Source organism: Haloarcula sp. R1-2 (assembly GCF_011627385.1).
Classification (GTDB): domain Archaea; phylum Halobacteriota; class Halobacteria; order Halobacteriales; family Haloarculaceae; genus Haloarcula; species Haloarcula marismortui.
The window spans coordinates 393,928-417,025 of the sequence record NZ_JAANTG010000002.1; the positions used below are offsets into that span (position 1 = coordinate 393,928).

Here is a 23,098-nt window from a genome sequence, read left to right on the forward strand (position 1 = left end):
AACGGCCAGAACAGGTGTGTATGTCATCCCTGGCATCGCTGCACACTAGTACTGCGCTCCAGCTTTCCCGACATCCCCGTAACCGGTGGTATGGATGGTAGCGCTCCCGTTCGCTGCGCCATCGACTGTGACCGTGCCGCTGCAGTCCGGTGGCGGGCTGTTGTACTACGCGGTCGTCTTGGTGATTCTCGCCGTCGTCGCTGGGATTGCCGGGTTCCGTGGCATCGCCGGGCTGAGCTTCCGCGTCGCGAAGTTCCTCATCGTCATCTTCCTCGTGCTGGCGCTCGTCACGTTCCTGCTCTGATTCCGGCGATGTTTTAGCCACAGCGACCACCGTTTCGTGTATGGGATGGCCTGCACGTACAGTACCTGCCGACACAACAGCACGGAGCGGAGGGCGCTGATGGACCCGCGAACGAAGGCCAGTCTCCTGTGGGGCGTCGTCGGGGGCCTCGCGTTTCTGGTTCTCATTCAGGGCTACGAACTGCTGGCCGGGGTACCGGTGTCGATACCGGCCAAAGCTGGTGTCGCCGTAGCTGTCGGTGTTGGGGCGACGCTCACCTCATACCGCATGCAACCGCGGCTGTTCGGAAACGAAAGCCCTTAATCGCCCGCCCTCACACTCTCGAAGTACGTGCCAGAATGGCCGAATCTGGTAAGGCGCACGCCTGGAAAGCGTGTTCCCATTTGGGATTCTGGGTTCAAATCCCAGTTCTGGCGTGGCGAGGTTCGAACGAAGTGAGAACCTCGGAAAAGGTGAACGGTGAACGAAGTGAGCCGTGAGCGGGCGTCTTCTGTGACTGACTGCGAGTGAGGAGCGCCCGCTTCTGGCACATTGGTGTGTCTCTCGCCATCGAACCACCGCACCGTTTTCCCGCCCCCAGTACTGATACTTGCTCGATGGTCGAACAGCGCGACGGTGACGAGATAGACCTGCTGGATTCCTCGATTCGGACAACCAGTGGGGCACTGGTATCAACGACGCTGTTCGTTCTCAGCGGCATCGTCTACGCGTTCGTCACGTCGCCTGCAGCGACCGGGACGTATTTTTTTATCGCCCTCTCTGTCTCGCTGGTCCTGCGTCCGATTCGGGGTATCAGCCAGGCGCTGAAGAAGGTCGGCAGCGAACGGGGCGAACTCGTCGGCCCGTATCTCGGCCTCGCCGCGCTGTTTGCCCTCGGATATCTCCTCATCGTCGGTGTAATCGTGGCCGCGCTGGCCGGCGTAATCGTCCGCAATACGGTGGTTTCGCCGGGGCTGCTCGCCCCCATCGGCCTGTTTGCGGTTTCGGTCGCGCTGTCGATGATTGTGTCGAGCCTGGTCGGTGCCATCGGCTACCCGAGCGTGGAGACATGGCTCACCAGTACGCAGAGCGCTATCCAGCTCATCATCCTGCTGGCGCTGGCCCCGACACTGGCGACCGCCGTCGACTTGCTGCTTGTCGTCGCCGGAGTCCGGCTGGCGGTGCTCGGTCCTGTCGCTGTCGCACTGGGTGTCGTCCCGACCCTACCGGACCGACATGCTGTCGAGCGCGCCTGGGACTTCGCCAGGTGGAGCATCCCGGACCAGATTTTCGACCGCCTATCGTACAATATGCCGGTGTACGTGCTGGGTGTCGTCGCGACCCCGGCGGCCGTCGGTATCTACGAGGCCGCCGACCGGTTTGCTGACTTCGGCGCGACGATTTCCTGGCATCTCTCCTCCCCGCTGCTCACGAAGGTCAGCGGGGACTCCTCTGTTGGCGACACGCACCTCGCCTATCTCGACGGCGCGGTCACCGGCGGCACGGGTGTCACTTTCGTCGTTTTCGGCTACTTGCTGGCCGCCCACGATGTGGTTGCGCGAATCGCCTTCGCCGGTTCGGAGACCGTCTTCTCGGCGACAGTTTTGCTTGTCGGGGGCGTGAACATTCTCCGCGGCTTCTGGACGCTCACCTCACACGCCATCGAGGGTGTCGGGAAACCGAGCGTGAGCTTCCGCACGAAGCTTTACGGACTGGTGTTCAGCGTTCCAGTCCCAGCGATATTCGGTGCGGAGTTCGGAGCCGTCGCCGGGGCCGCCGGATACGCCGTGATGAATTTAGTCATCTTCGGGTACGTCGTTTATTACTCCCGGTCTGTCTTTGGACGGATTCCGATCGAACCCAAGGTAGCAACAGCCCTCACCGTCGGCCTCGGCGTCTCGTTTGTACTCACGACCGGCGCCGTTGCGGGGCTTTCGCGTGCCGGCCTCTCCCCGATTGTCGTTGCCAGCGTGGCCGCCGTGACGTGTCTCGTCGGTTTCGGCGGCTTCCTCGTTGCCGTGTCCACATCGGCTCGACTCGTCGCCGTCCGGGCGGCAACGCTGTGGCGCAGTCGCGCTCGCTCGCTGTTCGGGTGACTATCACCCGCTCGTTCGTACGGACGCCGCTACTCAGAGCCAGTGGTAGAACTCCAGCGTGTACCCCTCGGGGTCCTCGACGAAGGCGGCGAAAGCGTCGGCGGCGTCGACTTCAGTCGGTTCGAGCACCGGCGCAGCGCCGGCGTCGATGGCCGTCTCGAAGGTTTCCGCAACATCGTCGACGGTGAACGCGATGTGGTCCACGTCGGCGCGGTTCGGCGCGACCGGGGTGGTTCGGTCGGGGTCGTGGCGCAGTTGCAAGTCTCCGTCGCCGTCCCGGCCGAGATAGACGTTCTCCACGCCGTCTAGCGTGAACCGATTCGTCTCCTCGAAGCCCAGTGCATCGTAGAACTCCATTGCCCGGTCGAGGTCTGAGACGCAGATAGCGGTGTGTGCGAGGTCCATGCCGCGGCGTTGTGGACGGGGCGAAATGAGTGTGCCGGAAACCCGGCTGTCACGGCCACTTAGAGCAGGTCGCCGCGAGCGACGGCGACGACGCTGCCGCCGACTCGGACGCTGATATCCTCGCCGCTGCCGTCAGTCGAGAGATGCAACAGCGACGGTCGCCCTATCTCGTAGCCCTGCTCGACACGGGCCTCGACGGCAGGGCTGCCGAGCATCTCGTGTCGGGCGAGATACGCGGCCAGACAGCCGTTCGAGGAGCCAGTCGCGGGGTCCTCCAGTACGTTGTAGAACGGTGCGAACACGCGGACAGCGAGGTCGTTGTCGTCGCTCCGCGGCTCTCGGCAGACCGCCAGAACGTTCTTTGCGTCGCGGTCGCCGGTCACGGCGTCGTAGGCGTCGCGGTCCAGGTCGATGGCTTCCAGCGCGTCGCGGTCGGCCACCGGGACGACAATCGTCGCCAGCCCCGTGGAGACGATTTCGACCGGCCAGTCGTGGTCCAGTCGGTCAGCCGGCAGGCCGAGAACGGCGGCGAGGTCCTCGTGGGCCAACTGCTCGCCGAACTCGGGGGCCTGCTGTGTCATCCACAGGGTCTCGCGGCCGTCGCGCTCTCGCACTTCGACCGGAACCTCGCCGACAGGCAAGTCCAGCGTCACCGTTTCGGGGTTCCCGTCGGCCAGATGATCCCGGATGACCTGTACCGTCCCGAGGGTTGGATGGCCGGCGAAGGGTATCTCGGCGGCGGGCGTGAAGATGCGGACCGGCCACGCACCATCGGTCGGCTCCCCGGTGACGAACGTCGTCTCGGAGTAATCCATCTCGGCGGCGATGGCCTGCATTTCGTCCTCGTGGAGGTCGCCGGCATCGGTCACGACGGCGAGCTGGTTCCCGGCGTATCGCTCCTGTGCGAATACGTCGACGATGTGAAACGGGTGGGACATACCTATTCGCTCGGCGTCGCTCCCAAAGAACACTCCGGATGCCTGTCGGATGGTACCGAGTCGCTTGAAGCCACCGGGCTATTTCTCGCCGTCAGCCGTATCGAGGGCATGGACACTGTTGCAATCGCCTGTTTCGACGGGTTCGACGAACTGGATGCCATCGGCCCCTACGAGGTGTTCGAGAACGCGGCGCGCTTTGGCGCGTCGTGGGATGTGACGCTCCGTTCAGCCCGAGAGAGTGACATCGTCACTGCGAGCCATGGGCTCCGAATCGAACCTGACGGGCCGCTCGCCGACGTGGCCCCGGACCTGCTCGTCGTGGCCGGCGGCGGGTGGAACGACCGGAGTGAGGCCGGCGTCTGGACGGAGACCGAACGCGGCGACCTGCCCGACGCCGTCGCGGCGGCACACAACCGCGGCGCGACTGTTGCCGGCGTCTGTACCGGCGGGATGGTCCTCTCCCGGGCCGGCCTGCTCGATGGCCGGCCAGCGGTGACACATGGCGGCGCAATCGAGGACCTGCGGGCGACCGACGCGACGGTTGTCGACGCCCGGGTCGTCGACGACGACGACGTTCTGACCTGTGGCGGCGTCACGTCCGGGCTGGACCTCGCTGTCCACCTCGTCGAGCGCGAGTGGGGCGCGGACGTGGCCGCCGCTGTCTGTGAAGAGATGGAGTACGAACCCCGTGGCGACATCTTCAGGGGCGAATCGGCCTAAGAGCGCCGGTAGACGGGCGTCTCAGGCGTTCGAGCGGGCGTCGTCGAGCAGCGCCTGCACGTCGACGGCCTCGCCGGTCGCGCTGCTCTCGATGGCGGCGAAGACGATAGCCATCGACTGGAGGACGCTGCCGACGTTCGTCGGCATCGGCTCGCCGCCATCGACCCAGTCACAGAACTGCTCGATGAGCCAGGCGTTCTTCCAGTGGGGCCGTTCGGCCAGCGGCACCGCCTCGCCGTCGCCCTTGCCGATGCTCTCGAAGTTCCCGGTGTCGTACGCGTCGGCGTGGAACCGCTCGACATCGCGGCGGTCGAGGAGGACCGTCTGGTCCGAACATTCGGCGCGGAACTGCTCGTGCCCCCAGCCGTTCAGCGTCGTCGCGTTGGCGTAACTGCCCTCGTACTGTGCACGGGTCCCGTCGGCGAAATGCAGCGTCACGAGGCCGCTGCAGTCTCCGTCGTAGTCGGCCTCCTCGGGCGTCCACGTCTCGGCGTACACCCGCTCGCAGGGTGAATCGGCCAGCGACGCGAGGATGTCGAGGTGGTGGATTGCGCCGTCGAGCAGGAGCATGTTGTCCATCTCGTAGACGTAGTCGGCGTAGAAGCCGCGTTCGCGGACGTTGCCCGTGTACCGGGCCGTCAGATAATCGATGTCGCCGGCTTCCTCAACGGCCCGGCGGAACGTCGTCTTGTCCCGGTCGAACCGGTGGCTCATGGTGACGCCCATCTTCTTGCCGGCCTCCTCGACCTTCTCGGCCACGCGGACCGACGCCTCCAGCGTGTCGGCAATCGGCTTCTCCGAGATGATATGCAGGTCGTGGGCGAGTGCCGTCTCCACCACGGCCTCGTGGGTCGACGGCGGTGTCACGATAGAACAGATGTCGGCCGGCCGCTCCGAGAGCGCGGTTTCGAGGTCGGTGTAGCACTCCTCGGGTGACAGTCCGAGTTCTTGCTCTGCCAGCTCGTGTCGTTCCGGGTCGGTGTCGACCGCGGCGACGACCTCGATTCGGTCGTCGTGAATGTTTGGCGGAATCGCGTCTGTCGCCCAGGTGGACCCCTGGCCCCCCAGACCGACGTGGACTAATCTGTGTGTCATGGCTTCGTTATCGCTTCGAGGAATAAATGCTGCACTATCTCATCAGTACTCGTCTGCGTCCGGGAACTCGACACGGCGCTCCATCCCGTCTTCGGCGAGCACGACTTCGCCGTCGAACGCGTCGCGGGCTTCATCGACTAGCTCGTCGGCACTCGCGGCGTAGCGTGTCGAAATATGGGTCAGCGCCAGCGTCGACGCGCCGGCCTGTCGCGCCACGTCGGCGGCTTCCCGGGCGGTTGAGTGCGCCGTCGCCTTCGCTCGCTCTTTCCGGTCCTCGGCGAAGGTAGCGTCGTGGACGAGGAGGTCTGCGTCCTCGCTCGCTTCGATGACGCTCTCTGTCGGCAGCGTGTCGCCGGTGTAGACGAATCGCCGGCCGGGACGGGCTGGACCGACGACGGCCTCCGGCTGGATAGTCTCACCCTCGTGTTCGACGGCCTCACCGCGGTGGAGCTTGGAGTACTTCGGCCCTGGCGGGATACCGAACTCCTCTTCGGCTTTCTCCCGGTCGAACTTCCCCTTCCGGTCGTCCTCATCGAGGACGTATCCGACGCTAGCACAGCGGTGGACTGTCTCGATTGCCCGAATCTCGTACTCCGACCGGTCGAGGACTACGTCGCCGGCCGACACTTCGTTGATGCGGACGGGAAACGAGGGGGTCGTCCCGTTGGCCTGGATGAGCTGTTTGATGTTCCCGCGTGTGCCCGCCGGCGTGTGGATGGCGATGGCGCGCTCCCGTTCGTTGAAATCCCACGTCTGGAGCAGCCCCGGAATCCCGAGGACGTGGTCGCCGTGGAGATGCGTGACGAACAGGTGGTCGATAGCGAAGCCAGTGCCGTAGCGCATCATCTGTCGCTGTGTGCCCTCGCCGCAATCGAAGAGGAGGTAGTCGCCGTCGCGGTTGACGAAGATGCTGCTCGTGTTGCGCTGGGTCGTCGGCACGGCCCCACTCGTCCCGAGAAACGTCACGCGCATAGTCATCGCATCCTCTACTGTCGACGGGTAAACCGGTGTCGAAAGGACGGCGCCACGGTGTGGTAGCACTCATGGTCTGGTGCGGTCGGGTCGCTGGGACGGGTGTTTGTGTGTCCAGCGGTGACCTAACTATTCGTACTGATCGCAATAACGGCTGCTTTCCGCCGTCTCTGGCCGTCTAGCGCCCTTCTCTGCCGAGAGTTTAATCACCAGCAAAACAATTTACCACTGGGTAAGTGTCGGGCATCCTTACGTTACCGATCCGGATGTAACAGGGGAACGGCTTAGCAGGCTATTATGTTCTGTTGAACTGTCTCGCCAGTTTATCTGTTACTCATTCGTTGCAACGTTCGCATTGCCTTCCGATCACCGCAGAACCGAATCATGATACGCACTCGCACACTTGCCGTTTTCGCTGCGTTGCTCGTCGTCGTCGGCCTCACCGCACAGGTTGGGGCTGTACCGGGCGTGACAGCGCAACAGGAATCGCCGTTAGAACAATCTGGGAACACAGGGGTCGCTGTCGACTCTCTGACCGCACCGCAGAGCGTCGCCCCGAACTCGACTGCTGATGTGGCCGCGACGGTCACGAACAACGAGAACGCCTCGGTGACTGAATCCGTGGCGTTCCGGTCCGACGGGGCTGTCGTCGACCGGACGCTGGTCACGCTTGCGCCTAACGAGAGCACGACTGTCCAGTTCTCCGCGGACACGACAGACATCGAACCCGGTGACTACCGCCACGGTGTCTTCACCAGCGACGACGGGCAGGTCGCCCCTGTTACCGTCTCCGACTCGTTTACGCTGGAGACACTTGACGCGCCGACAAACGCCACCGCCGGCGATAACGTCACCGCTGACGCAACCGTCGCCAACCCAAACGACTTCAACACGACACAAACCGTCGAGTTCCGGCTTGGCGGCCAGCCGCTCGCCTCCGAGTCCGTGACCCTCGACGCGAACGAATCTACTGACGTGACGTTCACCGTCGACACGACTGATATCGAGCCGGATACGTACACCCACAGCGTCTTCACGCGCGACGACGGTGCGTTCGCCGAGATCACCATCGAGTCTGCTATCGATGCGCCTGAAGAGCCGACCGAAAACGAGACCGAGGAGCCGCCAGCGGACGAGACCGAGGAGCCGACCGAAAACGAGACCGAAGAACCGCCGGCGAACGAAACTGAGGAGCCACCCGCGAACGAAACCGAGGAGCCACCCGCGAACGAAACCGAAGAGCCACCCGCGAACGAAACCGAGGAGCCGACTGAAAACGAAACCGAGGAGCCGCCAGTGAACGAGACTGAAGAACCGCCAGCGAACGAGACCGAAGAGCCGCCAGCGAACGAGACTGAGGAGCCGCCAGTGAACGAAACTGAGGAGCCGCCAGTGAACGAGACCGAAGAGCCGCCAGTGAACGAAACTGAGGAGCCGCCAGTGAACGAAACTGAAGAACCGCCAGCGAACGAGACCGAAGAGCCGCCGGCGGACGAGACCGAAGAACCGCCGGCGAACGAAACTGAGGAGCCACCCGCGAACGAAACCGAGGAGCCGACTGAAAACGAAACCGAGGAGCCGCCAGTGAACGAGACTGACGAAACGGACAACGCGACCGAAGAAAACGCGACGACAGAAGGCTAACCCGCGCCACCCTGTCACCCGTTCACATTTTTAATGGTGGCCGTCGTACCGTAGTCCATGAAGTTCGTTATCGTTGGCTATGGCCGCGTCGGCATCCGGACCGCACGGATTCTACAGAGCGAGGGGCACGAAGTCGTTATCGTCGACAACGACCCTGTGAAGGTCGAACGGGCCACGGAAACCGGGTTCGAGACGATCCAGGGTGACGGCAACGAGGAAAGCGTCCTCGTCGATGCCGGTATCGAAAGTGCGGACGCTATCGGCGGTCTCACGGGCGACCTGAACACGAACTTCACCGCCTGCATGATCGGCAAAGAGTTCGGCTGTCGGACGGTCCTGCGGATCGACGCCGACTACCGCGAGGAGATCTACGAAAAGTACGCTGCTGACGTGGATGAGATAATCTACCCCGAGCGACTGGGCGCGGCTGGTGCGAAGACGGCACTACTGGGCGGTGACTTCAACGTCCTCGCCGACCTGACCGAACAGCTTTCGGTCGCGAGTATCCGCATTCCCGACGACTCGCCGTTCGTCGGAAAGCGGGTCGTTGAGGTGGACCTTCCCGGCGATGCTCACATCTACGCACACGGGACGGACCACGAACCGATGACGATTCCGCTCCCACAGACTGAAATCGAACCCGGCGACAGTGTCGCGATCATGGCTGATCCCGGCGGGCTGGACGACATTCGAGCGACGCTCCGGGGCGACGCGTCCGCCTGAGATTCTGGAAGTCCGGCCCGCTCTGTCGCAGTTTCTCTCAGACTGACGGTACCAGCTGTCTTCGACGAAAGCCGGGGGGAGTAGAATATGAAAGGGAGGATCGCGGTGTCCGGGCGCGCCTGGGGAGGATAGGATGGCACGCAGTGTCACCGACATCCACTGGGGCCGTGGAAGCGCGCCCGTACCGGGTGGAATGCTACCGGTAGGCATAAATGCCCGTCAGACAGGCGACAGACGGATGACAGACGGCACGGCTTTTTGCCCGTTCAGCCACTGCCTCCTGCTATGACCTGGGCGACGCTATTTGAACGTGCGGCGGACCACCAGACTACGGTCGACGCTGTCTGTGCAGCGCTTGACGAACATCGGGTGGAGGACGACAGCGATGCGTGAGCCGTCGCCGGCGCGTGTCGTCGCTGATGCCGACGTCCTCGCTGCCGACCTGCTGTGTGGACCAGACAGCGATGCACGTGCTGCCATCGACCATCTCCGTCGGCACTCATGGGTCACGCTTGTTGCGAGTGACCACCTGTTAGACGATGCCAGCGCCGTCATCGCCGACCTCGCCAACGACACCCTGGCGGCTGACTGGCGGGCGCGAATTGAGCCCGACTGTGACATCGTAGATCACCCTGCCGGCGACCATCCCGCGCTGGCCTCGGCCTACCGGGGCGGCGCACAGCACTTGCTTTCCTATGCGGACGACCTGCGTAGCGCACAGACCAGCGCGTCGCTCAACCGTCATATGTCGCTGAGTGTCAGACCGCCGGACGCTTTCGCTCGCCTGTTCGACCCAGAATCACTGTACCCCGTTGTCGAGAACGGCGAGTATCCCGGTCCAGACCGGGATCCACGCGCGTAGCGAGTAGCTCTGCTTAGTCGTCAGCCGTCGTTACCGTGGCTGTCGAGACTGTCCTCGATGGTCGAGCGCCCTCGGCGATATCGAACGCCGCAAGCACCTCACGCAGGTCATCGGTCTGGGCCGCCATCTCCTGTACTTCGGTGGTCACTTCGGTAATCGTCGCTGTTTGCTCCTCGGTGGCAGCGGCGACAGCCTCGGACTCCTCGTTGGTCTGTTCGCTCACCGCCGCGACCTCGTCAACCATATCGACGACCTCCTGCGTGGTCTCTGCCTGCTCGGCGGTGGCACCCGATATCTCCTGAATCGAGGCGTTGACTTCGCCGAGCACGTCGACGATATCCTCGAAGTCCCGGAGCGCAGACTCGATAGTCGCGGCACTGTCTGTCACCTGCTGGTTTGTCGCTTCCACGTTGCTGACGGTTTCGCTGGCCTCGTGCTGGACCGCTTCGATGCGGTCCGACACATCCGTCGCGGCATCGTGGGTCTCCTCTGCGAGTGTCTTCACCTCGTCGGCAACGACAGCGAATCCGTCGCCGCTTCCGTCCGCACGGGCCGCCTCGATCGAGGCGTTCAGTGCGAGCATGTTGGTCTGCTCGGCGATGTCCGTGATGACCTCCACGATGTCGTCGATTTCGCTGATCTGGTCGACCAGACTCTCGACCGCAACGGCGATGTCGTCGATACGAGCCTCCATTTCGTCGAGTTCGTCGATCGCCTGCTCGGCGTCTGCACGCCCCTCTCGGCCTCGCCGTGTCGCCTTCTCGGCGGTGTCGGCCGCGTTTTCGGCGGTCGCGGCGATCTCTTCGACGGTGGCAGATAGCGTGTTCATCTCGGACGCGACGTCGTCGTGGCGCGACGCCTGCTGACTGGCTCCAGCCGAAATCTCCTGAATCGACCGGGAGATCTCGTCACTCGCGTCGTTGATCTCCGTGACGCTTCGAGTGACGTGGTCGCTCGTCTCGTCGACGTCCTCTGCGAACGCGGCGACGGTTGCGACCGTCTCTCCCAGCGTCGTCACGAGGTCGTTGTAGTTCTCGACGACGGCGTCAAACTGCTCGTCGTCGGCCTCGAACTCCTCGTCGATAGTGGCTGTCAGGTCCCCGTCTTTCGCCTGTTCGGCAGCGTCACCGAAGGCGACAACAAGGTCGTTGAGTGCCTGCGAGCGCCGTTCGAGGTCGCTGGTCATCGTCTGGAGTTCGGTGGTGTACTCGTCCATACTGGCGGCCATCTGCTCCAGTGACTGTCCGAACGTCCCAGGCACGTCCTCATCGAGAACATCGGCGTCGAACTCCTGCCGAGAGAGTGCGTCGGCCTGCCGAGACACTGTCAGCAGATAGGACTGCATCGACCGAAACGACGAGAGCAGTTCGGCGACCTCGTCGTCGCGCTCGCTCTCGGGCAGTTCGACATCGAGTTCGCCGGACGCGATGTGGTCCGCACCCGCGGCCATCGCTGTGACGGGTTCGACGAAGTCTTCGCGGGTGATGAACACCGTGTTGGCGAACGCGACAATAGCGCCAGCGAGCAACACGCCAGTGACGACGAACCGGACCGTCCCGGTGGCAACAAGCGAGACAACTGCCAGCGCGACCGAAGCGCCAAACTGCAGACCGACGGCTGCGAGCACCTTCCGTTCGACCGAACCGGAGACGCCAAAAACATCAAGCGATCCACGTATCACCGCTTTGTATTTTCTGATGGGGTCTGTGAGCATACGCACCTTTTTCTTACAGTGTTTAATAAGGTTCGAGTCCAATTCTCGGATATTGAAAAGGAATCAGTCAATGAAAAATCGACATGAGTGGATATGGGCGGCGAAACCAATGACAGTCTCGGAACTGATTCTCTACCGGTCCTGATTGACCAGCGCTGCAACGCGCCGGACGGCCCAGCGCGGTGTCACCCTCACCAATCGGTCGATAAGCCGCATCGACCGGCGCGGGATAACGATAGTCTCGCCAGCGGCGGCCCCCTTGTAGGCCGCTGATGCGACCGCATCGGGCGTGTTCGTGGCGACCGACCCGACCGCCGAGTCCGTCATTCCCGCTCGTTCCTGAAACTCCGTGTCGACCGGGCCGGGACAGACCACCGTCACGTCGACCGATGTCTTCCGTAATTCCTCGGCCAGTGCTTCGCTGAAGCTGTTGATGTACGCTTTGCTCGCGTAGTAGCCAGCGAGGTTCGGCCCCGGCTGGAACCCGGCGACTGAACCCATGTTGATAACCGCGCCGCCATCGTCGAACTCGTCAATGAACAGCCGGGTCAGTTCGACCGGGAGCATGACGTTCAGGCGCAACTGCGTTCGCTCCGCGTCGAGGTCGCTTTCGGCGAACGGGCCGTAGGTCCCCACACCGACGTTGTTGACGAGCACGTCGATGTCCAGACCGCGCTCGGTCACCTCCTCGTACAGCTCTTCAGCGGCCGCCGGGCGGTCGAGGTCCATCACGACAGAGGTCGCCGTGACTCCCCTCGTTTCGAGGTCCTCGGCCAGCCGCTCCAGCTTCCCCTTGCTTCGGGCGACCAGCACCACGTCGTGCCCGCGTGCGGCGAACTCCTGTGCCAGCGCTCTACCGATGCCCGCCGACGCACCGGTTATCAAGGCGGTGCCACCGGTCCCGACGACCGGTACGTCGCTACCGCTCACCGTACCACTCCGCGACCGTTGTCGCTTCGGGTTCCAGCGCCGTCGGTCCCTCGCCGCTGGAACTTCCGAGGGATGGGTCCCATCCCTCGACGGACGGTTCGCTACCGCTCACCGTACCACTCCGCGAACTTCCCAAGTGCCCGCCCGCGGTGGGAGATCGCGTTCTTCTGCTCGGTGCTCATCTCCGCGAACGTCGTTCCGTCGTGCTCGAAGATGGGGTCGAAGCCGAACCCGCCCTCGCCGCGCGGGGCGACGATTTCGCCGTTCACGCGCCCCTCGAACAGTTTGACCGGGACTGTCTCGCTGCTCTGGGCCGCGCTTCCGTCGTGGACCTGCTCGTCCGTCGTCGCCGTGCCGCGGTCGTCAGCCGACAGGTCCTGTCCACGCCGGTCCTCGCGGTCGATACCGTCCGGGTCCGGCGTCGCCTCGAAGCCCTCGCCGTCACAGTAGGCGATGACCGTTTTGAACGCTGCACCGCGGTCGTCCTCCGGCTCGGTCATGCGCCAGACGCGATCAACGCCGACGGTGTCCTCGACGTACGAGGAGTAGGGGCCGGGGAACCCATCGAAGGCGTCGATGAACAGCCCCGCATCGTCGACGATGACCGGCCCGTCAGCCGCGCGGTAGGCTGCTCGCGCTCCCTCGGCCGCGACCGTTCGCAGGTCGTCGGCTTGCACCTCCGGGTAGTCGAAGTCGAACTGCTGGACGTCGTCGTCGAGATACTCGGTCGCCTCCCGGACTTTCCCGGGATTGGTTGTGACAAAATTGAGCATACCGGCACACGGCGACCGGCGATAAAAGAGCCGTCGAAACTCCGCGCAGGCGGACTGCTGTAGATTATTTCCGGCCGTGCCAGGCACGTACCGGTCCCTCGCTACACCCCGTCTCAGTCGACGACGACTTCGACCGGTTCGTCCTCACTCTCGGACTCGAACTCCTCGCTGCTGCCGCCGCGTTCGAGATACAGCATCACGCCGGCGACCGCCAGCACGACCCACGAGCGCCAGTTCGCCAGATTCAGGGTGTAACCGATCCCGAACGGCTTCTCCACCAGCATATCATCACCTGGCTTCCAATAGGACGACACCAACCGCTTAAGACTCGGTCGTTCAAAGTTGTACGGCACGCCGAACAACGTTCCCGACTGGGGTTTTTCTGCCATACTGCGTTCTATTCGGGCCGAGGTTAAACCATTTGTCCACCACCTTTTTCCTGCGAGGGGTGTCCTCGGCCGCGGGGCGGCCTGCGGGCACCCCCGCTTGCAAAAACGTGGGCGAAAAAGGCGCGAATCGCTCCGCGATTCGCGTGAAACCGCGGCCTTCGGCCGCGGTATGCTTGCTTCCACCGACCGCGACTGTATATTTCCTACTGATACCGACCCCGGCCCTCGATGTCGTCGAGGCTAGCGAACACCGCGTCGGCGTGGTCGCTCTCGGTCCGGTAGGCGTCCTCGGCGGCCGACAGCAGCGTCTCGGGGTCGTCCGCGGTCCCGGCGAGCGACTGGGCGAGGACGTGAAGGTCCATCGCGTGGTCCTCGGCCTCCTGCGTGTAGTAGCCGAGTCCGAAGTCGATGAGGGTGGTCCGGTCCGCCTGCTCGTCACGGCCACCCACCCGGACGTTCCGGGTCGTCGGGTCGCCGTGCACGAAGCCGGCGTCGTGGATGCGAGCGAGCCAGCGGCCAACGTCCGCGACCCGCCCCTCGGACAGCCCCTCGCGGAGGTCTGTGTCGCCCACGCGCTGGAAGACAATGCGCGACTCCTGTGGGTCGACATCTCGGACCAGCGGCGTCGGGACGCCGTTGCGGCGCGCCTCGCTGGTGAGCCGGGCTTCCTGCCGGGTCCGCTCAGTCCTGAGACGCTCGTCCAGCGTCGGGTGGCGGTAGCTCCGCGGCACGCGCTCCTTGATCACCCGGTCCCCATCAAAGTGGACGGTCGCCTCTGCGCCCTGAACTTCGTCGTCTCTCGTCCGGTAGCTGTCCACCGACTCCTCGGGTCCCCGCCAGGTGACGGCCACCTCGTCGGGCCGGAAGTTCGAATCGATGCGGGAGTCCTCGATGGCGATGGTGTCGCCGGCCGCGTACATCTTCGCGCCGAGCATCGCTATCATCCCGGCGTTGTCCCGCAGGAAGCGGTTTTCCGGAGCGTAGAATTCTGCCTCGCGTTGCTCACACATCTCACCGAGCATCCGCTGGAGGCGGTCGTTCTGGCCGACGCCACCGCCAAGCACCAGTTCGTCGGCCCCGGTCAGCGACAGCGCCCGCTCGGAGACTTCCGTCAGCATCGCGAAGATGGTTTCCTCCATCCCGCGACAGACATCGTCCACTGGGACGCCGTCGTCAACAGCCTGCTTGGCGGCGCTCATGATACCCGAGAAGGAGAAGTCCATCCCCTTGACGACGTAGGGCAGCTCGTGGTACTCGCCGTCCCGGGCGTGCTGTTCGACCTTCGGCCCGCCGGGATGGGACCAGCCGATGTGGCGCGTGAACTTGTCGATGGCGTTGCCGACGCCGGTGTCCATCGTCTCGCCCAGCACGCGGTACCGGCCGTTCCGGTAGCCCAGAATGTGGGCGTTCGCGCCGGAGGCGTTCAGGCACACCGGCGAATCGAAGCCCGAGCGGTGACGGCCCACTTCGAGGTGGGCGACCATGTGGTTCACGCCGACCAGCGGCACGTCGAACCGCTGGGCGACCGCCCGGGCGGCTGTGGCGACGATTCGCAGGCAGGGTCCCAGCCCCGGACCGCGGGCGAAGGCGACGGCGTCGATCGGCGAGCCACTTTTGTCGGCATCGTTCGCACCGCCAGCGGCCGCTCGCTCGTGTGCGTGTTCGATAGCCGTCTCGACGACGGTCGGGATGGCTTCGCCCATATGCTCGGCGGCCTCGCGCGGGTGGATGCCGCCGCTGTCTGGCGCGTAGGCGTCAGTTTCGATGAAAACATGGTCGTCGTCGGTTACCTGCGCCGGGTCCGGCGTCTCAAACACCGAAGCACTGGCTGCCCAGGCGGTACCTTCGATACCCAGAATACGCATCGGGCGGCCTTACTTCCACTCGGTGTAGCCGCACTTACCGCAGTGCTGGCGGTCCTCGTGCTCGGCGAGGACGGTGTCACCGCACCGGGGGCAGGTCTCGCGGTCGAGTTCGCCGTCGTCGCTGTAGTACTCGTTGTGTGGCATCTATGCTTCCTCCGCTTCCTCTTCGCCGTCGGCAACGATCTTGTTGCGTTCGAGCATGTGGTCCTGCTCGACGTCACGGGCGTACTCGGGGTTGTCGTAGACCTTCGCGTAGCCGACCGTCTTCCGCATGCCGAACTTGGTGTCAAGCTTGTGGATGACGACTTCCTCGGCGTCCTTGTTCAGCGTGGCCGCAAGAGAGTCGCGGACAGAGAGACGGGATGGGGTGGCTTCGTCGTGGACGACCTCGAACCGGACGTCCGTGCGGTGCAACATGGGATTCTCGTCTTCTTCGATGATGTCGATATCCATGGTTCGTTGTCCGTATCTACCCGCCGAAGCGCGTAAAAGGATTTCGAAGCGGTTGACGCCGTCTCCGTCCGCGATTCCGTGTCACCGCGCTGTCCCGCGGTTCGGTGATGAGACGGAACGTGCTGCAGCGGCTAGCTGTGTCCGGTACAGCACTTCCAGAGCGATAGCGGCTGGACGCCGTCCCTTACCGCTCGCCCAGCTGTGCGAGGAGGTGCGAGAGATGGATTCGCTCGTTCGCCGCGTCGACGAGCGCCATATCCGTCTCGCCGGCCATCGTGTGAATCTCGGCCAGTCGGTCTCCGGAGTAGCGCGACCGGGCCACTTCTAGCACGTCATCGAGGATATCGGACGCGCCGTACCCCTCGTCGACGAGCAGGTCATCGAGTGTCGACCGGGCGTCGGTAAAACGCCCGTCTTCGGCCGCGTCGACCATCTGCTCGACCTGGTCGTCGGCTTCGACGGCGTTCAGCGTCTCGAACGCGGCGTCCATCGTCACCTCGCCCTCGGCTTCGGCGGTCGTCTGGGCGGCCAGCACTGCCGTCCGGAGGTCCCCTTCTGCGTACCCGGCGACGTACTCGATGCCGTCGTCGTCGTGGTCGACGCCCTCTGCGGTGACGATATCCTCCAGTACCGACGCCGTTTCCTCGTGGGTCGGCTCGCGCATCACGACCGGAAAACATCGCGAGCGAATCGGCGGGATAACAGCCGAGGGCTGACGCGTCGCGATGACGAACTGCGTCGCTTCGTAGTACTGCTCCATCACCCGACGTAGCGCCTGCTGGAAGTCTTCGCGCATCCCCTCGGCGTTGTCCAGCAGAATGGTCTTGTAGCTGCCCGACACCGGCGAGTAGCTGGCGGACTCCTTGAGCACGTGGTTGATGAGGTCGGCCTTCGAGGACTCGCGCCGTCGTTTGCTGTCGATGAACGACGCGAACCGCGGGTCGTTCGAGACCTCTTTTTTTGTCATGCCGAACACGTCGGCCATGTTGAGTTCGGTAAAGTCCGCGTCGGGATTCTCGTGGACCTCCCGGGCAAAGGCCCGGACAGCGGCCGTCTTCCCGCTTCCCTTCGGCCCGTGGACCAGAAGATTCATCGGCTCCTCGATGGCTCCTTGCAGGTGCTCGCGGGCCTTCGGCTGGCGGATATCCGACAACTCCGGGGCGTGTGTCTCCGTCCACAGCGGCGCGTCCATCTGTTGGCTCTGGGTATGCCCGGCCCCGACAAGTATCCCGCGGTCCGCGGGTTGTGTCGCTCATAGCGGTAAACGACAGAAGGGAGTGCGCCGGCCGGGAATTGAACCAGACTCAGACCTTCCGGGTCGCTCATTGCGTTCGCTTTCCGGGCTGCGACTGATAGGGTGCAATTCCCGGCTACTGCATTTACTGATCGCGAATTACTCGCAGCAAAATGCGCCGGCCGGGAATTGAACCCGGGCTATTGCCTTGGGAAGGCAATGTCCTACCACTGGACCACCGGCGCTCGTTGCAGTCGCGCCGAGGCTCGCGGTTCCTGCGGAACCGTTCACCACCGGCGCGCTGTGGTAGACTGCAGGTCGGTCGGACCTGCGAACCCCGTACCGAACTGTCAACAGCGACTGCACTTGAACGTAGCGTTTTGACTGGACGCGTGTCCGAAAATATCAGGTCGATAGATGGGTATTAGTTCCGTCCGTCCAACTAGAAGACATGGCAACGGCCGAATCCATTGTCCGTGCCGATGAGCCGCTGAACCTGACGTTCTCCGAGGCTGAGTTGGAGGCGCACCGCGACCATATCACCTCGTTCATCGAGGCACAGGTCGACGCCGCCGGTGTCGACACCGTGGTGATGGGGCTCTCGGGCGGCATCGACAGCACGCTCGTCTCGCATCTGGCCGTCGAAGCGCTTGGCCGTGACGCCGTTCACGGGCTCGTAATGCCCAGCGAGGTCAACCGGGCTGACAACATGAGCGACGCCGAGCGGGTGGCTAACGACCTGCTCGGCATCGAGTACGACGTTATCGAGATCAATCCGCTGGTCGACACGTTCCTCGATGCATACCCCGACGCCGAGGGCGACCAGCTCGCCGTCGGCAATCTCCGTGTTCGCTGTCGGGCGGTGCTAAACTATCTCGTCGGCAACCACGAACAGGCGCTGGTCCTTGGGACCGGAAACCGCAGTGAGGCACTGGTCGGCTACTACACGAAATACGGTGACGGTGCGGTCGACTGCCACCCCATCGCGGCGCTGTACAAGCAACAGGTCCGACAGCTGGCGAAACACGTCGGCGTCCCCGACGACCTCGCCGAAAAGACCGCCAGCGCCGAGATGTGGGCCGGCCAGACCGACGCCGACGAGATGGGGATGGACTACGACACGCTCGACTCCATTCTTGCCCTGCACATCGACGGCGGTGTTCCGGCAGCCGGGACAGCCGACCAGCTCGGCGTCCCGCTCGATGTCGTTGAGACTGTCCGTGAGATGTACGAATCGAGCGCCCACAAGCGAGCGATGCCGCCGGGTCCGGACCCGCTGTACTGAGTCTGTTTTCGTTTCAGTCGCTATCGAACCGGGTTCTCCGGGCCGCGACCCAGATACTCCGAGAGGAACGCGTGGACCGTTTCGGCGTCGTAGCTGTCCATCGTTAGCTCGTGCCGCCACGCCGTCACAACATAGGTCGCCCGCGGGTCGTCGTTGGGGTTCGGAACGGCGACGACGCTCCGCCAGGTGCCGGTATGAACACTGGAAAACTCCCGGAGGCTCTGTCTGGCTTCGGGGGAACTCTCGTCGGGGTCGTAGTAGACGATGACCGCGCCGTGTTCCAGCGTATGGACGAGTGAACCGAGCAGCGGCGTCGCTTCGTAGAAGCCTGCACTCACCGTTGACGCATAGTGTGTCCCGGAGAGTGGCGGGACTCGCTGGTAGTCGATAGCACTGCCTTCTTCGACATGGTTGTTCCCCCGGTCCGGGAACTGTTCCACACTGGACAGTCGGTCACTGTCGCCGGTGTCGTCCAGTGACGACGCTTCGACCCCGGTGGCCTCGACCGCGGAGAGCGGCTGTGCACCTGTCGTCCCGACCAGGTCCGCGTCACTTCCGCTGCCGCCGTCGCCACCGCTCAACTGAGTCACGTACACTGTGAGCCCAATAGCGAGCACGACGACGACGCCGATAACAATCGGCCCGACCGGGAGGGCGTTCCCCTCTTCGCCACTGGTATGCTCTTCGACGCGCCGTCGATCAATCGCGCCCAGTTCGCCGTCGTGGGCGTCGGCGAGATGGTCAAGGTAGGCGTCGTCGCCGTCGAACGATTCCCCGCAGTACTCACAGTCGACCATTGGCGGTCCGTATGCGAGGCGTCGTCTTGTACCCTTTCCTACTCGGTCTTCGCGTTGAGGTCGGCGAAGGCCTGCTGCTCGCGGCGCTCCTGTGTTTCCCTGTCTGCATCGTCTCGCATCCGTGCTTTCAGCACTCGAAGCGCGTCCGCGTCGACGGCTGCTATCTCTTCAGCGACAGCCCGAGGCTCCGCAGTCACCCGTGAGACCAGCCCCATCTGCAGCGCCGTCTCGGCGTCAAGCGTTCGGCCGGAGAGTGCGATGTCGAGCGCGTCGCCGGTGCCGACGATGTCGGGGAGCCGCGCCGTCCCGCCCCACGCGCCGAACAGGCCGAGTTTGACCCCTGTTTCCGCCAGCGTCGCGTCGGGCGTTGCCACACGGATATCACAGGCCAGCGCCAGTTCGACGCCGCCGCCCCGTGCTGCGCCGTCGATACCGGCAACAACAGCCCCATCGTAGGATTCCAGTGCGTGAGCGACGCGCTGGCCCAGCGCCGCGAACGCTTCGGCGCTCTCTGCATCGAGGGCCTTGACCTCGTCTAGATCCGCGCCGGCACAGAACGCCTCGCCAGCGCCATGGAGATACAGCACTGGTTCGGTCGCTGACTCGACGGCTGCTTCGAGGTCACGTAGCGCCGCACTGGTGAGCGCATTGCGCTGGTCGGGCCGGTCAAGCGTCAGGGTCCGGATACCATCGCCGTTCGTGGTCTGTACCATGGCTGCTGTGACTCTGCGGTTTCCAAAGGTCTTTGCCCTTCCCGTCGCTAGACCCTCATAATGGAGGAAGTGGCGGCAGTTCGCCGAGCGGCGTTGGCGGCAGTCGACGATGTCGAGCCTGACCGGCTTCACGAGCGGATCGACGCTCGCCTTGACGACGCGTCGCTGGCGCCCGGCGTCCTGACGCTCGTTAGCGCGGGCGCAACCAGCGACCCACCGGTTGACCTGGCTGACGGCGTCGCCGACAGAGCCGCCGGCGTCCAGCTTATCTACGAGGGGCTCTCGCTCACTCGCCAACTGGCCCACGACGACCCCTGGGTCAACGGCAACCGCGATACGGCCGACTTGGATATTCTCATCGCGGACATCCTCGTCTCGCGTGGCTTCTACCTGCTCGCCAGAACCGAAGCCGCCGATGCTGCCGTCTCTGTCGTCCGTTCGTTCGGCCACGACCAGACCGTCCGTCAGACGACCGACGACGAAAGCCTCGACACTGCGCTTGAAACAGACATTCTGGAACTCGCCGTGGTTGCCGGCGTCACCGCCGCTGGCATCCGCCCCACCCCGACACTCCGCGAGTACGCGACTGAACTGGCCACTGACGGCCTCCCGCCGAACGCCGAGTTGCTCGGTGAGGAAGTCGCCGACGCGCTCCGAGCCCGCGCAGGAGCCGAACAGCCATCCGGGGACGGAACCGAGGCCGCCGCCGACCACTGATACTAATCGACACACCGGTCTCGAATCGAAACGACTTTAGACAATTGCCGGATACACACTGTTGCGTGCCTGGGTAGCTTAGCGGTAAAGCGCGTCCTTGGTAAGGACGAGACCCCGGATTCAAATTCCGGCCTAGGCTTCTCACGCGAACTATCTGCGCAGAGTTCCATCTCCGCGCGACTCCCGTGAGCGTGTGACACGGGAGCGGGATTTGAATCCCTGGAAGACGACCACTGAGAGTCTTCCTCTGGTTCAACCGGCCCATGCTTTCTGCAACGAACGAGCTTCGCGGAGGTCCATCTCTGCGCAACCTCGCCGTGTGTGTCCCGCTGAGGCTTTTTACGAGGAACCAATTGCGCAGGCTTCTGGCGGTTCGTAAGTGGATAGTGTGCCAGTGGCAGCTATAATCCCGAATATCGGTCTCCTATGAGGTTTTGAGGCCGTCAGTTCTGCTGACCCCTTGCAAAGGGATATACCGGAGTAGGCCTAACGTTGCATGTGAGTACCACGCAGGGAAAGGGAGACGCGGCGTCGCAATCGGAAAGCGACCGCCGCTCCGGCGTCCGTTGCGCTGGCGCTGTATTTCTACGCTGTCCGCGGCGACAGACAGTCGGGCCAGCTCCTCGGTTTCTGGCCGACAACCGTCTTCGGCCTCCCTCACTTCGCACCGCGAAATCAAACGGCTGCTCCAAGCGGACGCTAACTGAGCAGGGGTTGCCGCCGATTCACAGCAGTGTAGCAAACGACGCGTAAGCACGGCCCGACCAGCCACCACCACATGAGCTCAACCTTCACACAGACCATCGCACGCATTGACCTCGACACACGAATCCAGTACGGCATGATGCTCCTCTTCGGAGGGCTCTGTCTGATAGCGGCGGCCTCTCCGCTTGGCACCCTCACCAAAGCTGTCGTCGTCTCCGCTCTGTTCGGATTTACCGGCGGACTCTGGGTATCGCATCTCGTACAGATTATTCAGAAGGCAGCGACGGCACAGTCTGAGGCCGACAATGAGTGAAGACGTCGTTGAGGAACAACAGCCACAGACGTCGGGCTTCCTCAATGGCCTCGAATTTCTCACCGGTGAGGACCCAAGCGCAGGCTCGTTTCTCTTGGTCGTCGGGATGGTCACCTGCGTATTTATCGCTGGCTTCCAGTTTCTGCTGAACCCACCGATTTCGACGCTTCTCACCGGGCTTGTTCTGGTCATCAGTGTCATCAGCTTCATCATGGGCGCGGTGCTGGATATGCTCGATTACTTTGAAACCCCGTAGCAGTCGCTACTTGACTGCAGAAAACCGTAGTTAGTGGCCAAGCGACGATGTTTTGCTATCGATTTCCGGGTGCTACCGCTCCGGCTCTTCTGCAAGTGCCGTTTCGCGCAACCGTTTGCACTCCTCGCTTTCGGCAGTTAGCTCAGGGACCGGCGTTGGTTTCCCGTCGTCGACTGCGACGAAGGTGGCGTACGCGCTGGTCGTCTCCTCTGTTTCGCCCGTGTGTGGCTCCTCGCGTGCGACCTCGATGCGGACCCGGACGCTGGTTCGGCCCGTGGCGTAGGCGTAGGAGTCGATGAGAGCGGTGTCGCCGATGGGAATCGGGCGCTCAAAATCGACGCGGGACATCTGTGCGGTCACGCAGCTCTCTCTGGCGGCCCGCATGGCCGACATCGCGCCGATTTCGTCCATCCACTTCATGACGATGCCGCCGTGGGCGCTCTGGTAGTTGTTCGCGTGAGTGGGCTGGACGCGCTCGCGGTTGATGATGTGCGTCTCGGCGATGGTCGGCATACCTGCCTGTAGGGTCTGTTCCGGCAAAACGCTGTGGTGCGCCCCTGATGGGACCTGATAGCGACCGTGCGCGCGTATACTGCTCCATGGCGCGCAATCGCCAGTCACGCAGTCGAACTGCCGGCGTTACCCGGTGAACTGGTGGTATTCGAGACCTTTGTGTTTCATCTCGTTGTGTTTGCGTTCGAGGAACGAGTAGACGGAGCCATGTGGCGCGCCGTCGAGAATCATCTCGGCAGCCTCCCGGACGGCGTCGACCTGCTCCGGACCGCCGATGATGCCCAGCGTCGAGCCGTAGATGACCACGGCCGCGCCGGAGAGTTCCTGCATGAGTTCCCGCGTCCGGCCACCCTCACCGATGAGACGGCCCTTCTGGCGGCGGAAGTCGTTCTTGTTGCGGGAGGCGGCCTCGATGTCGATAAGTTCGAACATCATCATATCGTCCTCAAGCAGCGCCAGCGCGTCGTCGGGTGCGAACCCGCGGCCGATGGCCTTCACGATGTCGGGGCCTTTCAGCGCCGTCACGGGGTCGCCGACGGACTCGACTTTCACCGTGCCGTCCTCGGAATCGATATCCAGCCGGACCTCTGCGCGCTCCTCGATCTCGCGCATGGTCTCACCTCCCTCGCCGATCAGCACACCGATACGGTCCTGCGGAATCTTCACGTGTTGCATAAGTATACTACCCCGTAGGAGGTTCTGC

28 protein-coding genes and 3 tRNA genes are annotated in these 23,098 nt (G+C 63.7%); 13 read left to right on the plus strand and 18 right to left on the minus strand.

Annotation, left to right across the window (positions count from 1 at the left end; all coding sequences use genetic code 11):
• Positions 1-94 precede the first annotated feature (94 nt).
• The 4 genes from G9C82_RS10100 (at position 95) to G9C82_RS10115 (ending at position 2,379) form a co-directional block, all read left to right on the plus strand.
• Entirely contained in the window at positions 95-304 is a 210-nt protein-coding gene (locus G9C82_RS10100) for a DUF1328 family protein (protein WP_011224268.1), read from the plus strand.
• 99 nt (positions 305-403) lie between these two features.
• Positions 404-607: a hypothetical protein gene (locus G9C82_RS10105; protein ID WP_004959429.1), complete on the plus strand. Its 204-nt coding sequence runs from the start codon at positions 404-406 to the stop codon at positions 605-607.
• A gap of 29 nt (positions 608-636) precedes the next feature.
• Positions 637-720 (plus strand) — tRNA-Ser (locus tag G9C82_RS10110).
• A 180-nt stretch (positions 721-900) separates the two neighbouring features.
• On the plus strand, positions 901-2,379 hold the full coding sequence (locus G9C82_RS10115; protein ID WP_127014025.1) for a transporter: 1,479 nt from the start codon (positions 901-903) through the stop codon (positions 2,377-2,379).
• Positions 2,380-2,412: 33 nt separating this feature from the next.
• On the opposite strand, the gene G9C82_RS10120 is transcribed toward G9C82_RS10115, so the two are convergent.
• Together G9C82_RS10120 and G9C82_RS10125 are read right to left on the minus strand one after the other, a co-directional pair.
• Positions 2,413-2,784, minus strand: a complete 372-nt coding sequence (locus G9C82_RS10120) for a VOC family protein (RefSeq protein WP_004959424.1) — start codon at positions 2,782-2,784, stop codon at positions 2,413-2,415.
• Positions 2,785-2,843: 59 nt separating this feature from the next.
• Positions 2,844-3,722, minus strand: coding sequence for a PhzF family phenazine biosynthesis protein (locus tag G9C82_RS10125; protein WP_127014026.1), 879 nt, complete (start codon positions 3,720-3,722; stop codon positions 2,844-2,846).
• On the opposite strand from G9C82_RS10125, the gene G9C82_RS10130 reads away from it, so the two are divergent.
• Positions 3,714-4,442: a DJ-1/PfpI family protein gene (locus G9C82_RS10130; RefSeq protein ID WP_127014027.1), complete on the plus strand. Its 729-nt coding sequence runs from the start codon at positions 3,714-3,716 to the stop codon at positions 4,440-4,442. The genes G9C82_RS10125 and G9C82_RS10130 overlap by 9 nt on opposite strands.
• Positions 4,443-4,463: 21 nt before the next feature.
• Here G9C82_RS10130 and G9C82_RS10135 read toward each other — a convergent pair whose 3' ends face one another.
• Positions 4,464-5,537: a Gfo/Idh/MocA family protein gene (locus G9C82_RS10135; RefSeq protein WP_127014028.1), complete on the minus strand. Its 1,074-nt coding sequence runs from the start codon at positions 5,535-5,537 to the stop codon at positions 4,464-4,466.
• Positions 5,538-5,579: 42 nt separating this feature from the next.
• A complete protein-coding gene (gene rnz / locus G9C82_RS10140; RefSeq protein WP_127014029.1) occupies positions 5,580-6,515 on the minus strand; it encodes a ribonuclease Z in 936 nt (311 codons plus the stop codon).
• Positions 6,516-6,893: 378 nt separating this feature from the next.
• On the opposite strand from rnz, the gene G9C82_RS10145 reads away from it, so the two are divergent.
• The 3 genes from G9C82_RS10145 to G9C82_RS10155 all read left to right on the plus strand — a co-directional run bounded on the left by G9C82_RS10145 (position 6,894) and on the right by G9C82_RS10155 (position 9,738).
• The gene (locus G9C82_RS10145) at positions 6,894-8,153 is read left to right on the plus strand and encodes a hypothetical protein (protein ID WP_127014030.1); all 1,260 of its coding nucleotides are present in this window, start codon (positions 6,894-6,896) and stop codon (positions 8,151-8,153) included.
• A 57-nt stretch (positions 8,154-8,210) separates the two neighbouring features.
• A complete protein-coding gene (locus G9C82_RS10150) occupies positions 8,211-8,876 on the plus strand; it encodes a TrkA family potassium uptake protein (protein ID WP_127014031.1) in 666 nt (221 codons plus the stop codon).
• 385 nt (positions 8,877-9,261) lie between these two features.
• Positions 9,262-9,738, plus strand: a complete 477-nt coding sequence (locus G9C82_RS10155) for a PIN domain-containing protein (RefSeq protein ID WP_004959402.1) — start codon at positions 9,262-9,264, stop codon at positions 9,736-9,738.
• A 13-nt stretch (positions 9,739-9,751) separates the two neighbouring features.
• Here G9C82_RS10155 and G9C82_RS10160 read toward each other — a convergent pair whose 3' ends face one another.
• From G9C82_RS10160 to G9C82_RS10200, 10 genes are all read right to left on the minus strand, one after another.
• Complete coding sequence (locus tag G9C82_RS10160; protein ID WP_127014032.1) at positions 9,752-11,452, minus strand: methyl-accepting chemotaxis protein; 1,701 nt, start codon at positions 11,450-11,452, stop codon at positions 9,752-9,754.
• 132 nt (positions 11,453-11,584) lie between these two features.
• On the minus strand, positions 11,585-12,382 hold the full coding sequence (locus G9C82_RS10165; protein ID WP_127014033.1) for an SDR family oxidoreductase: 798 nt from the start codon (positions 12,380-12,382) through the stop codon (positions 11,585-11,587).
• Positions 12,372-12,494 (minus strand): hypothetical protein, encoded by a 123-nt coding sequence (locus tag G9C82_RS20900; protein ID WP_269764278.1) that lies wholly within the window; start codon positions 12,492-12,494, stop codon positions 12,372-12,374. The genes G9C82_RS10165 and G9C82_RS20900 overlap by 11 nt, the downstream gene beginning before the upstream one ends.
• Positions 12,484-13,155, minus strand: coding sequence for a non-canonical purine NTP pyrophosphatase (locus G9C82_RS10170; protein ID WP_127014034.1), 672 nt, complete (start codon positions 13,153-13,155; stop codon positions 12,484-12,486). The genes G9C82_RS20900 and G9C82_RS10170 overlap by 11 nt, the downstream gene beginning before the upstream one ends.
• A gap of 113 nt (positions 13,156-13,268) precedes the next feature.
• Positions 13,269-13,544, minus strand: coding sequence for a DUF5808 domain-containing protein (locus G9C82_RS10175; RefSeq protein WP_004959391.1), 276 nt, complete (start codon positions 13,542-13,544; stop codon positions 13,269-13,271).
• Between the two features lie 203 nt (positions 13,545-13,747).
• Positions 13,748-15,409 (minus strand): bifunctional N(6)-L-threonylcarbamoyladenine synthase/serine/threonine protein kinase, encoded by a 1,662-nt coding sequence (locus G9C82_RS10180; RefSeq protein WP_127014035.1) that lies wholly within the window; start codon positions 15,407-15,409, stop codon positions 13,748-13,750.
• A gap of 9 nt (positions 15,410-15,418) precedes the next feature.
• Positions 15,419-15,553, minus strand: coding sequence for a 30S ribosomal protein S27ae (locus tag G9C82_RS10185; RefSeq protein WP_004590578.1), 135 nt, complete (start codon positions 15,551-15,553; stop codon positions 15,419-15,421).
• A complete protein-coding gene (locus G9C82_RS10190; protein ID WP_004516108.1) occupies positions 15,554-15,862 on the minus strand; it encodes a 30S ribosomal protein S24e in 309 nt (102 codons plus the stop codon).
• Between the two features lie 184 nt (positions 15,863-16,046).
• Positions 16,047-17,054, minus strand: coding sequence for an AAA family ATPase (locus G9C82_RS10195; protein ID WP_121302272.1), 1,008 nt, complete (start codon positions 17,052-17,054; stop codon positions 16,047-16,049).
• Positions 17,055-17,270: 216 nt separating this feature from the next.
• Positions 17,271-17,341, minus strand: a tRNA-Gly gene (locus G9C82_RS10200).
• Positions 17,342-17,547: 206 nt separating this feature from the next.
• Between G9C82_RS10200 and G9C82_RS10205 the strand changes: the two genes are divergently transcribed.
• The gene (locus G9C82_RS10205) at positions 17,548-18,381 is read left to right on the plus strand and encodes an NAD+ synthase (RefSeq protein WP_011224256.1); all 834 of its coding nucleotides are present in this window, start codon (positions 17,548-17,550) and stop codon (positions 18,379-18,381) included.
• A 20-nt stretch (positions 18,382-18,401) separates the two neighbouring features.
• On the opposite strand, the gene G9C82_RS10210 is transcribed toward G9C82_RS10205, so the two are convergent.
• Together G9C82_RS10210 and G9C82_RS10215 are read right to left on the minus strand one after the other, a co-directional pair.
• Positions 18,402-19,178 carry a DUF3105 domain-containing protein gene (locus G9C82_RS10210; RefSeq protein WP_127014036.1) on the minus strand — a complete coding sequence of 259 codons (777 nt, stop codon included), beginning with the start codon at positions 19,176-19,178 and terminating at the stop codon, positions 18,402-18,404.
• A 38-nt stretch (positions 19,179-19,216) separates the two neighbouring features.
• Entirely contained in the window at positions 19,217-19,891 is a 675-nt protein-coding gene (locus tag G9C82_RS10215; protein WP_004959376.1) for an enoyl-CoA hydratase/isomerase family protein, read from the minus strand.
• A 60-nt stretch (positions 19,892-19,951) separates the two neighbouring features.
• Between G9C82_RS10215 and G9C82_RS10220 the strand changes: the two genes are divergently transcribed.
• From G9C82_RS10220 to G9C82_RS10235, 4 genes are all read left to right on the plus strand, one after another.
• Positions 19,952-20,608, plus strand: coding sequence for a hypothetical protein (locus G9C82_RS10220; protein ID WP_007189438.1), 657 nt, complete (start codon positions 19,952-19,954; stop codon positions 20,606-20,608).
• A gap of 67 nt (positions 20,609-20,675) precedes the next feature.
• A tRNA-Thr gene (locus G9C82_RS10225) sits at positions 20,676-20,747 on the plus strand.
• Between the two features lie 639 nt (positions 20,748-21,386).
• Positions 21,387-21,626: a hypothetical protein gene (locus tag G9C82_RS10230; RefSeq protein ID WP_127014037.1), complete on the plus strand. Its 240-nt coding sequence runs from the start codon at positions 21,387-21,389 to the stop codon at positions 21,624-21,626.
• Entirely contained in the window at positions 21,619-21,882 is a 264-nt protein-coding gene (locus G9C82_RS10235) for a hypothetical protein (RefSeq protein ID WP_004959237.1), read from the plus strand. The genes G9C82_RS10230 and G9C82_RS10235 overlap by 8 nt, the downstream gene beginning before the upstream one ends.
• A 72-nt stretch (positions 21,883-21,954) precedes the next feature.
• Here the strand turns inward: G9C82_RS10235 and G9C82_RS10240 are convergent, their stop codons facing one another.
• Together G9C82_RS10240 and G9C82_RS10245 are read right to left on the minus strand one after the other, a co-directional pair.
• A complete protein-coding gene (locus G9C82_RS10240) occupies positions 21,955-22,395 on the minus strand; it encodes an acyl-CoA thioesterase (protein ID WP_127014038.1) in 441 nt (146 codons plus the stop codon).
• 126 nt (positions 22,396-22,521) lie between these two features.
• Positions 22,522-23,070, minus strand: coding sequence for a KH domain-containing protein (locus G9C82_RS10245; protein WP_004590591.1), 549 nt, complete (start codon positions 23,068-23,070; stop codon positions 22,522-22,524).
• Positions 23,071-23,098: the final 28 nt, after the last annotated feature.

What these genes read in the sequence shown, in the direction of transcription:
- G9C82_RS10100 (WP_011224268.1), top strand. Translation starts at nt 95, where the DNA reads ATGGTAGCGCTCCCGTTCGCTGCGCCATCGACTGTGACCGTGCCGCTG.
- G9C82_RS10105 (WP_004959429.1), top strand. Translation starts at nt 404, where the DNA reads ATGGACCCGCGAACGAAGGCCAGTCTCCTGTGGGGCGTCGTCGGGGGC.
- G9C82_RS10115 (WP_127014025.1), top strand. Translation starts at nt 901, where the DNA reads ATGGTCGAACAGCGCGACGGTGACGAGATAGACCTGCTGGATTCCTCG.
- G9C82_RS10120 (WP_004959424.1), bottom strand. Translation starts at nt 2,784, where the DNA reads ATGGACCTCGCACACACCGCTATCTGCGTCTCAGACCTCGACCGGGCA.
- G9C82_RS10125 (WP_127014026.1), bottom strand. Translation starts at nt 3,722, where the DNA reads ATGTCCCACCCGTTTCACATCGTCGACGTATTCGCACAGGAGCGATAC.
- G9C82_RS10135 (WP_127014028.1), bottom strand. Translation starts at nt 5,537, where the DNA reads ATGACACACAGATTAGTCCACGTCGGTCTGGGGGGCCAGGGGTCCACC.
- rnz (WP_127014029.1), bottom strand. Translation starts at nt 6,515, where the DNA reads ATGACTATGCGCGTGACGTTTCTCGGGACGAGTGGGGCCGTGCCGACG.
- G9C82_RS10145 (WP_127014030.1), top strand. Translation starts at nt 6,894, where the DNA reads ATGATACGCACTCGCACACTTGCCGTTTTCGCTGCGTTGCTCGTCGTC.
- G9C82_RS10150 (WP_127014031.1), top strand. Translation starts at nt 8,211, where the DNA reads ATGAAGTTCGTTATCGTTGGCTATGGCCGCGTCGGCATCCGGACCGCA.
- G9C82_RS10155 (WP_004959402.1), top strand. Translation starts at nt 9,262, where the DNA reads ATGCGTGAGCCGTCGCCGGCGCGTGTCGTCGCTGATGCCGACGTCCTC.
- G9C82_RS10160 (WP_127014032.1), bottom strand. Translation starts at nt 11,452, where the DNA reads ATGCTCACAGACCCCATCAGAAAATACAAAGCGGTGATACGTGGATCG.
- G9C82_RS10170 (WP_127014034.1), bottom strand. Translation starts at nt 13,155, where the DNA reads ATGCTCAATTTTGTCACAACCAATCCCGGGAAAGTCCGGGAGGCGACC.
- G9C82_RS10175 (WP_004959391.1), bottom strand. Translation starts at nt 13,544, where the DNA reads ATGGCAGAAAAACCCCAGTCGGGAACGTTGTTCGGCGTGCCGTACAAC.
- G9C82_RS10180 (WP_127014035.1), bottom strand. Translation starts at nt 15,409, where the DNA reads ATGCGTATTCTGGGTATCGAAGGTACCGCCTGGGCAGCCAGTGCTTCG.
- G9C82_RS10185 (WP_004590578.1), bottom strand. Translation starts at nt 15,553, where the DNA reads ATGCCACACAACGAGTACTACAGCGACGACGGCGAACTCGACCGCGAG.
- G9C82_RS10190 (WP_004516108.1), bottom strand. Translation starts at nt 15,862, where the DNA reads ATGGATATCGACATCATCGAAGAAGACGAGAATCCCATGTTGCACCGC.
- G9C82_RS10195 (WP_121302272.1), bottom strand. Translation starts at nt 17,054, where the DNA reads ATGGACGCGCCGCTGTGGACGGAGACACACGCCCCGGAGTTGTCGGAT.
- G9C82_RS10205 (WP_011224256.1), top strand. Translation starts at nt 17,548, where the DNA reads ATGGCAACGGCCGAATCCATTGTCCGTGCCGATGAGCCGCTGAACCTG.
- G9C82_RS10210 (WP_127014036.1), bottom strand. Translation starts at nt 19,178, where the DNA reads ATGGTCGACTGTGAGTACTGCGGGGAATCGTTCGACGGCGACGACGCC.
- G9C82_RS10215 (WP_004959376.1), bottom strand. Translation starts at nt 19,891, where the DNA reads ATGGTACAGACCACGAACGGCGATGGTATCCGGACCCTGACGCTTGAC.
- G9C82_RS10220 (WP_007189438.1), top strand. Translation starts at nt 19,952, where the DNA reads ATGGAGGAAGTGGCGGCAGTTCGCCGAGCGGCGTTGGCGGCAGTCGAC.
- G9C82_RS10230 (WP_127014037.1), top strand. Translation starts at nt 21,387, where the DNA reads ATGAGCTCAACCTTCACACAGACCATCGCACGCATTGACCTCGACACA.
- G9C82_RS10235 (WP_004959237.1), top strand. Translation starts at nt 21,619, where the DNA reads ATGAGTGAAGACGTCGTTGAGGAACAACAGCCACAGACGTCGGGCTTC.
- G9C82_RS10240 (WP_127014038.1), bottom strand. Translation starts at nt 22,395, where the DNA reads ATGCCGACCATCGCCGAGACGCACATCATCAACCGCGAGCGCGTCCAG.
- G9C82_RS10245 (WP_004590591.1), bottom strand. Translation starts at nt 23,070, where the DNA reads ATGCAACACGTGAAGATTCCGCAGGACCGTATCGGTGTGCTGATCGGC.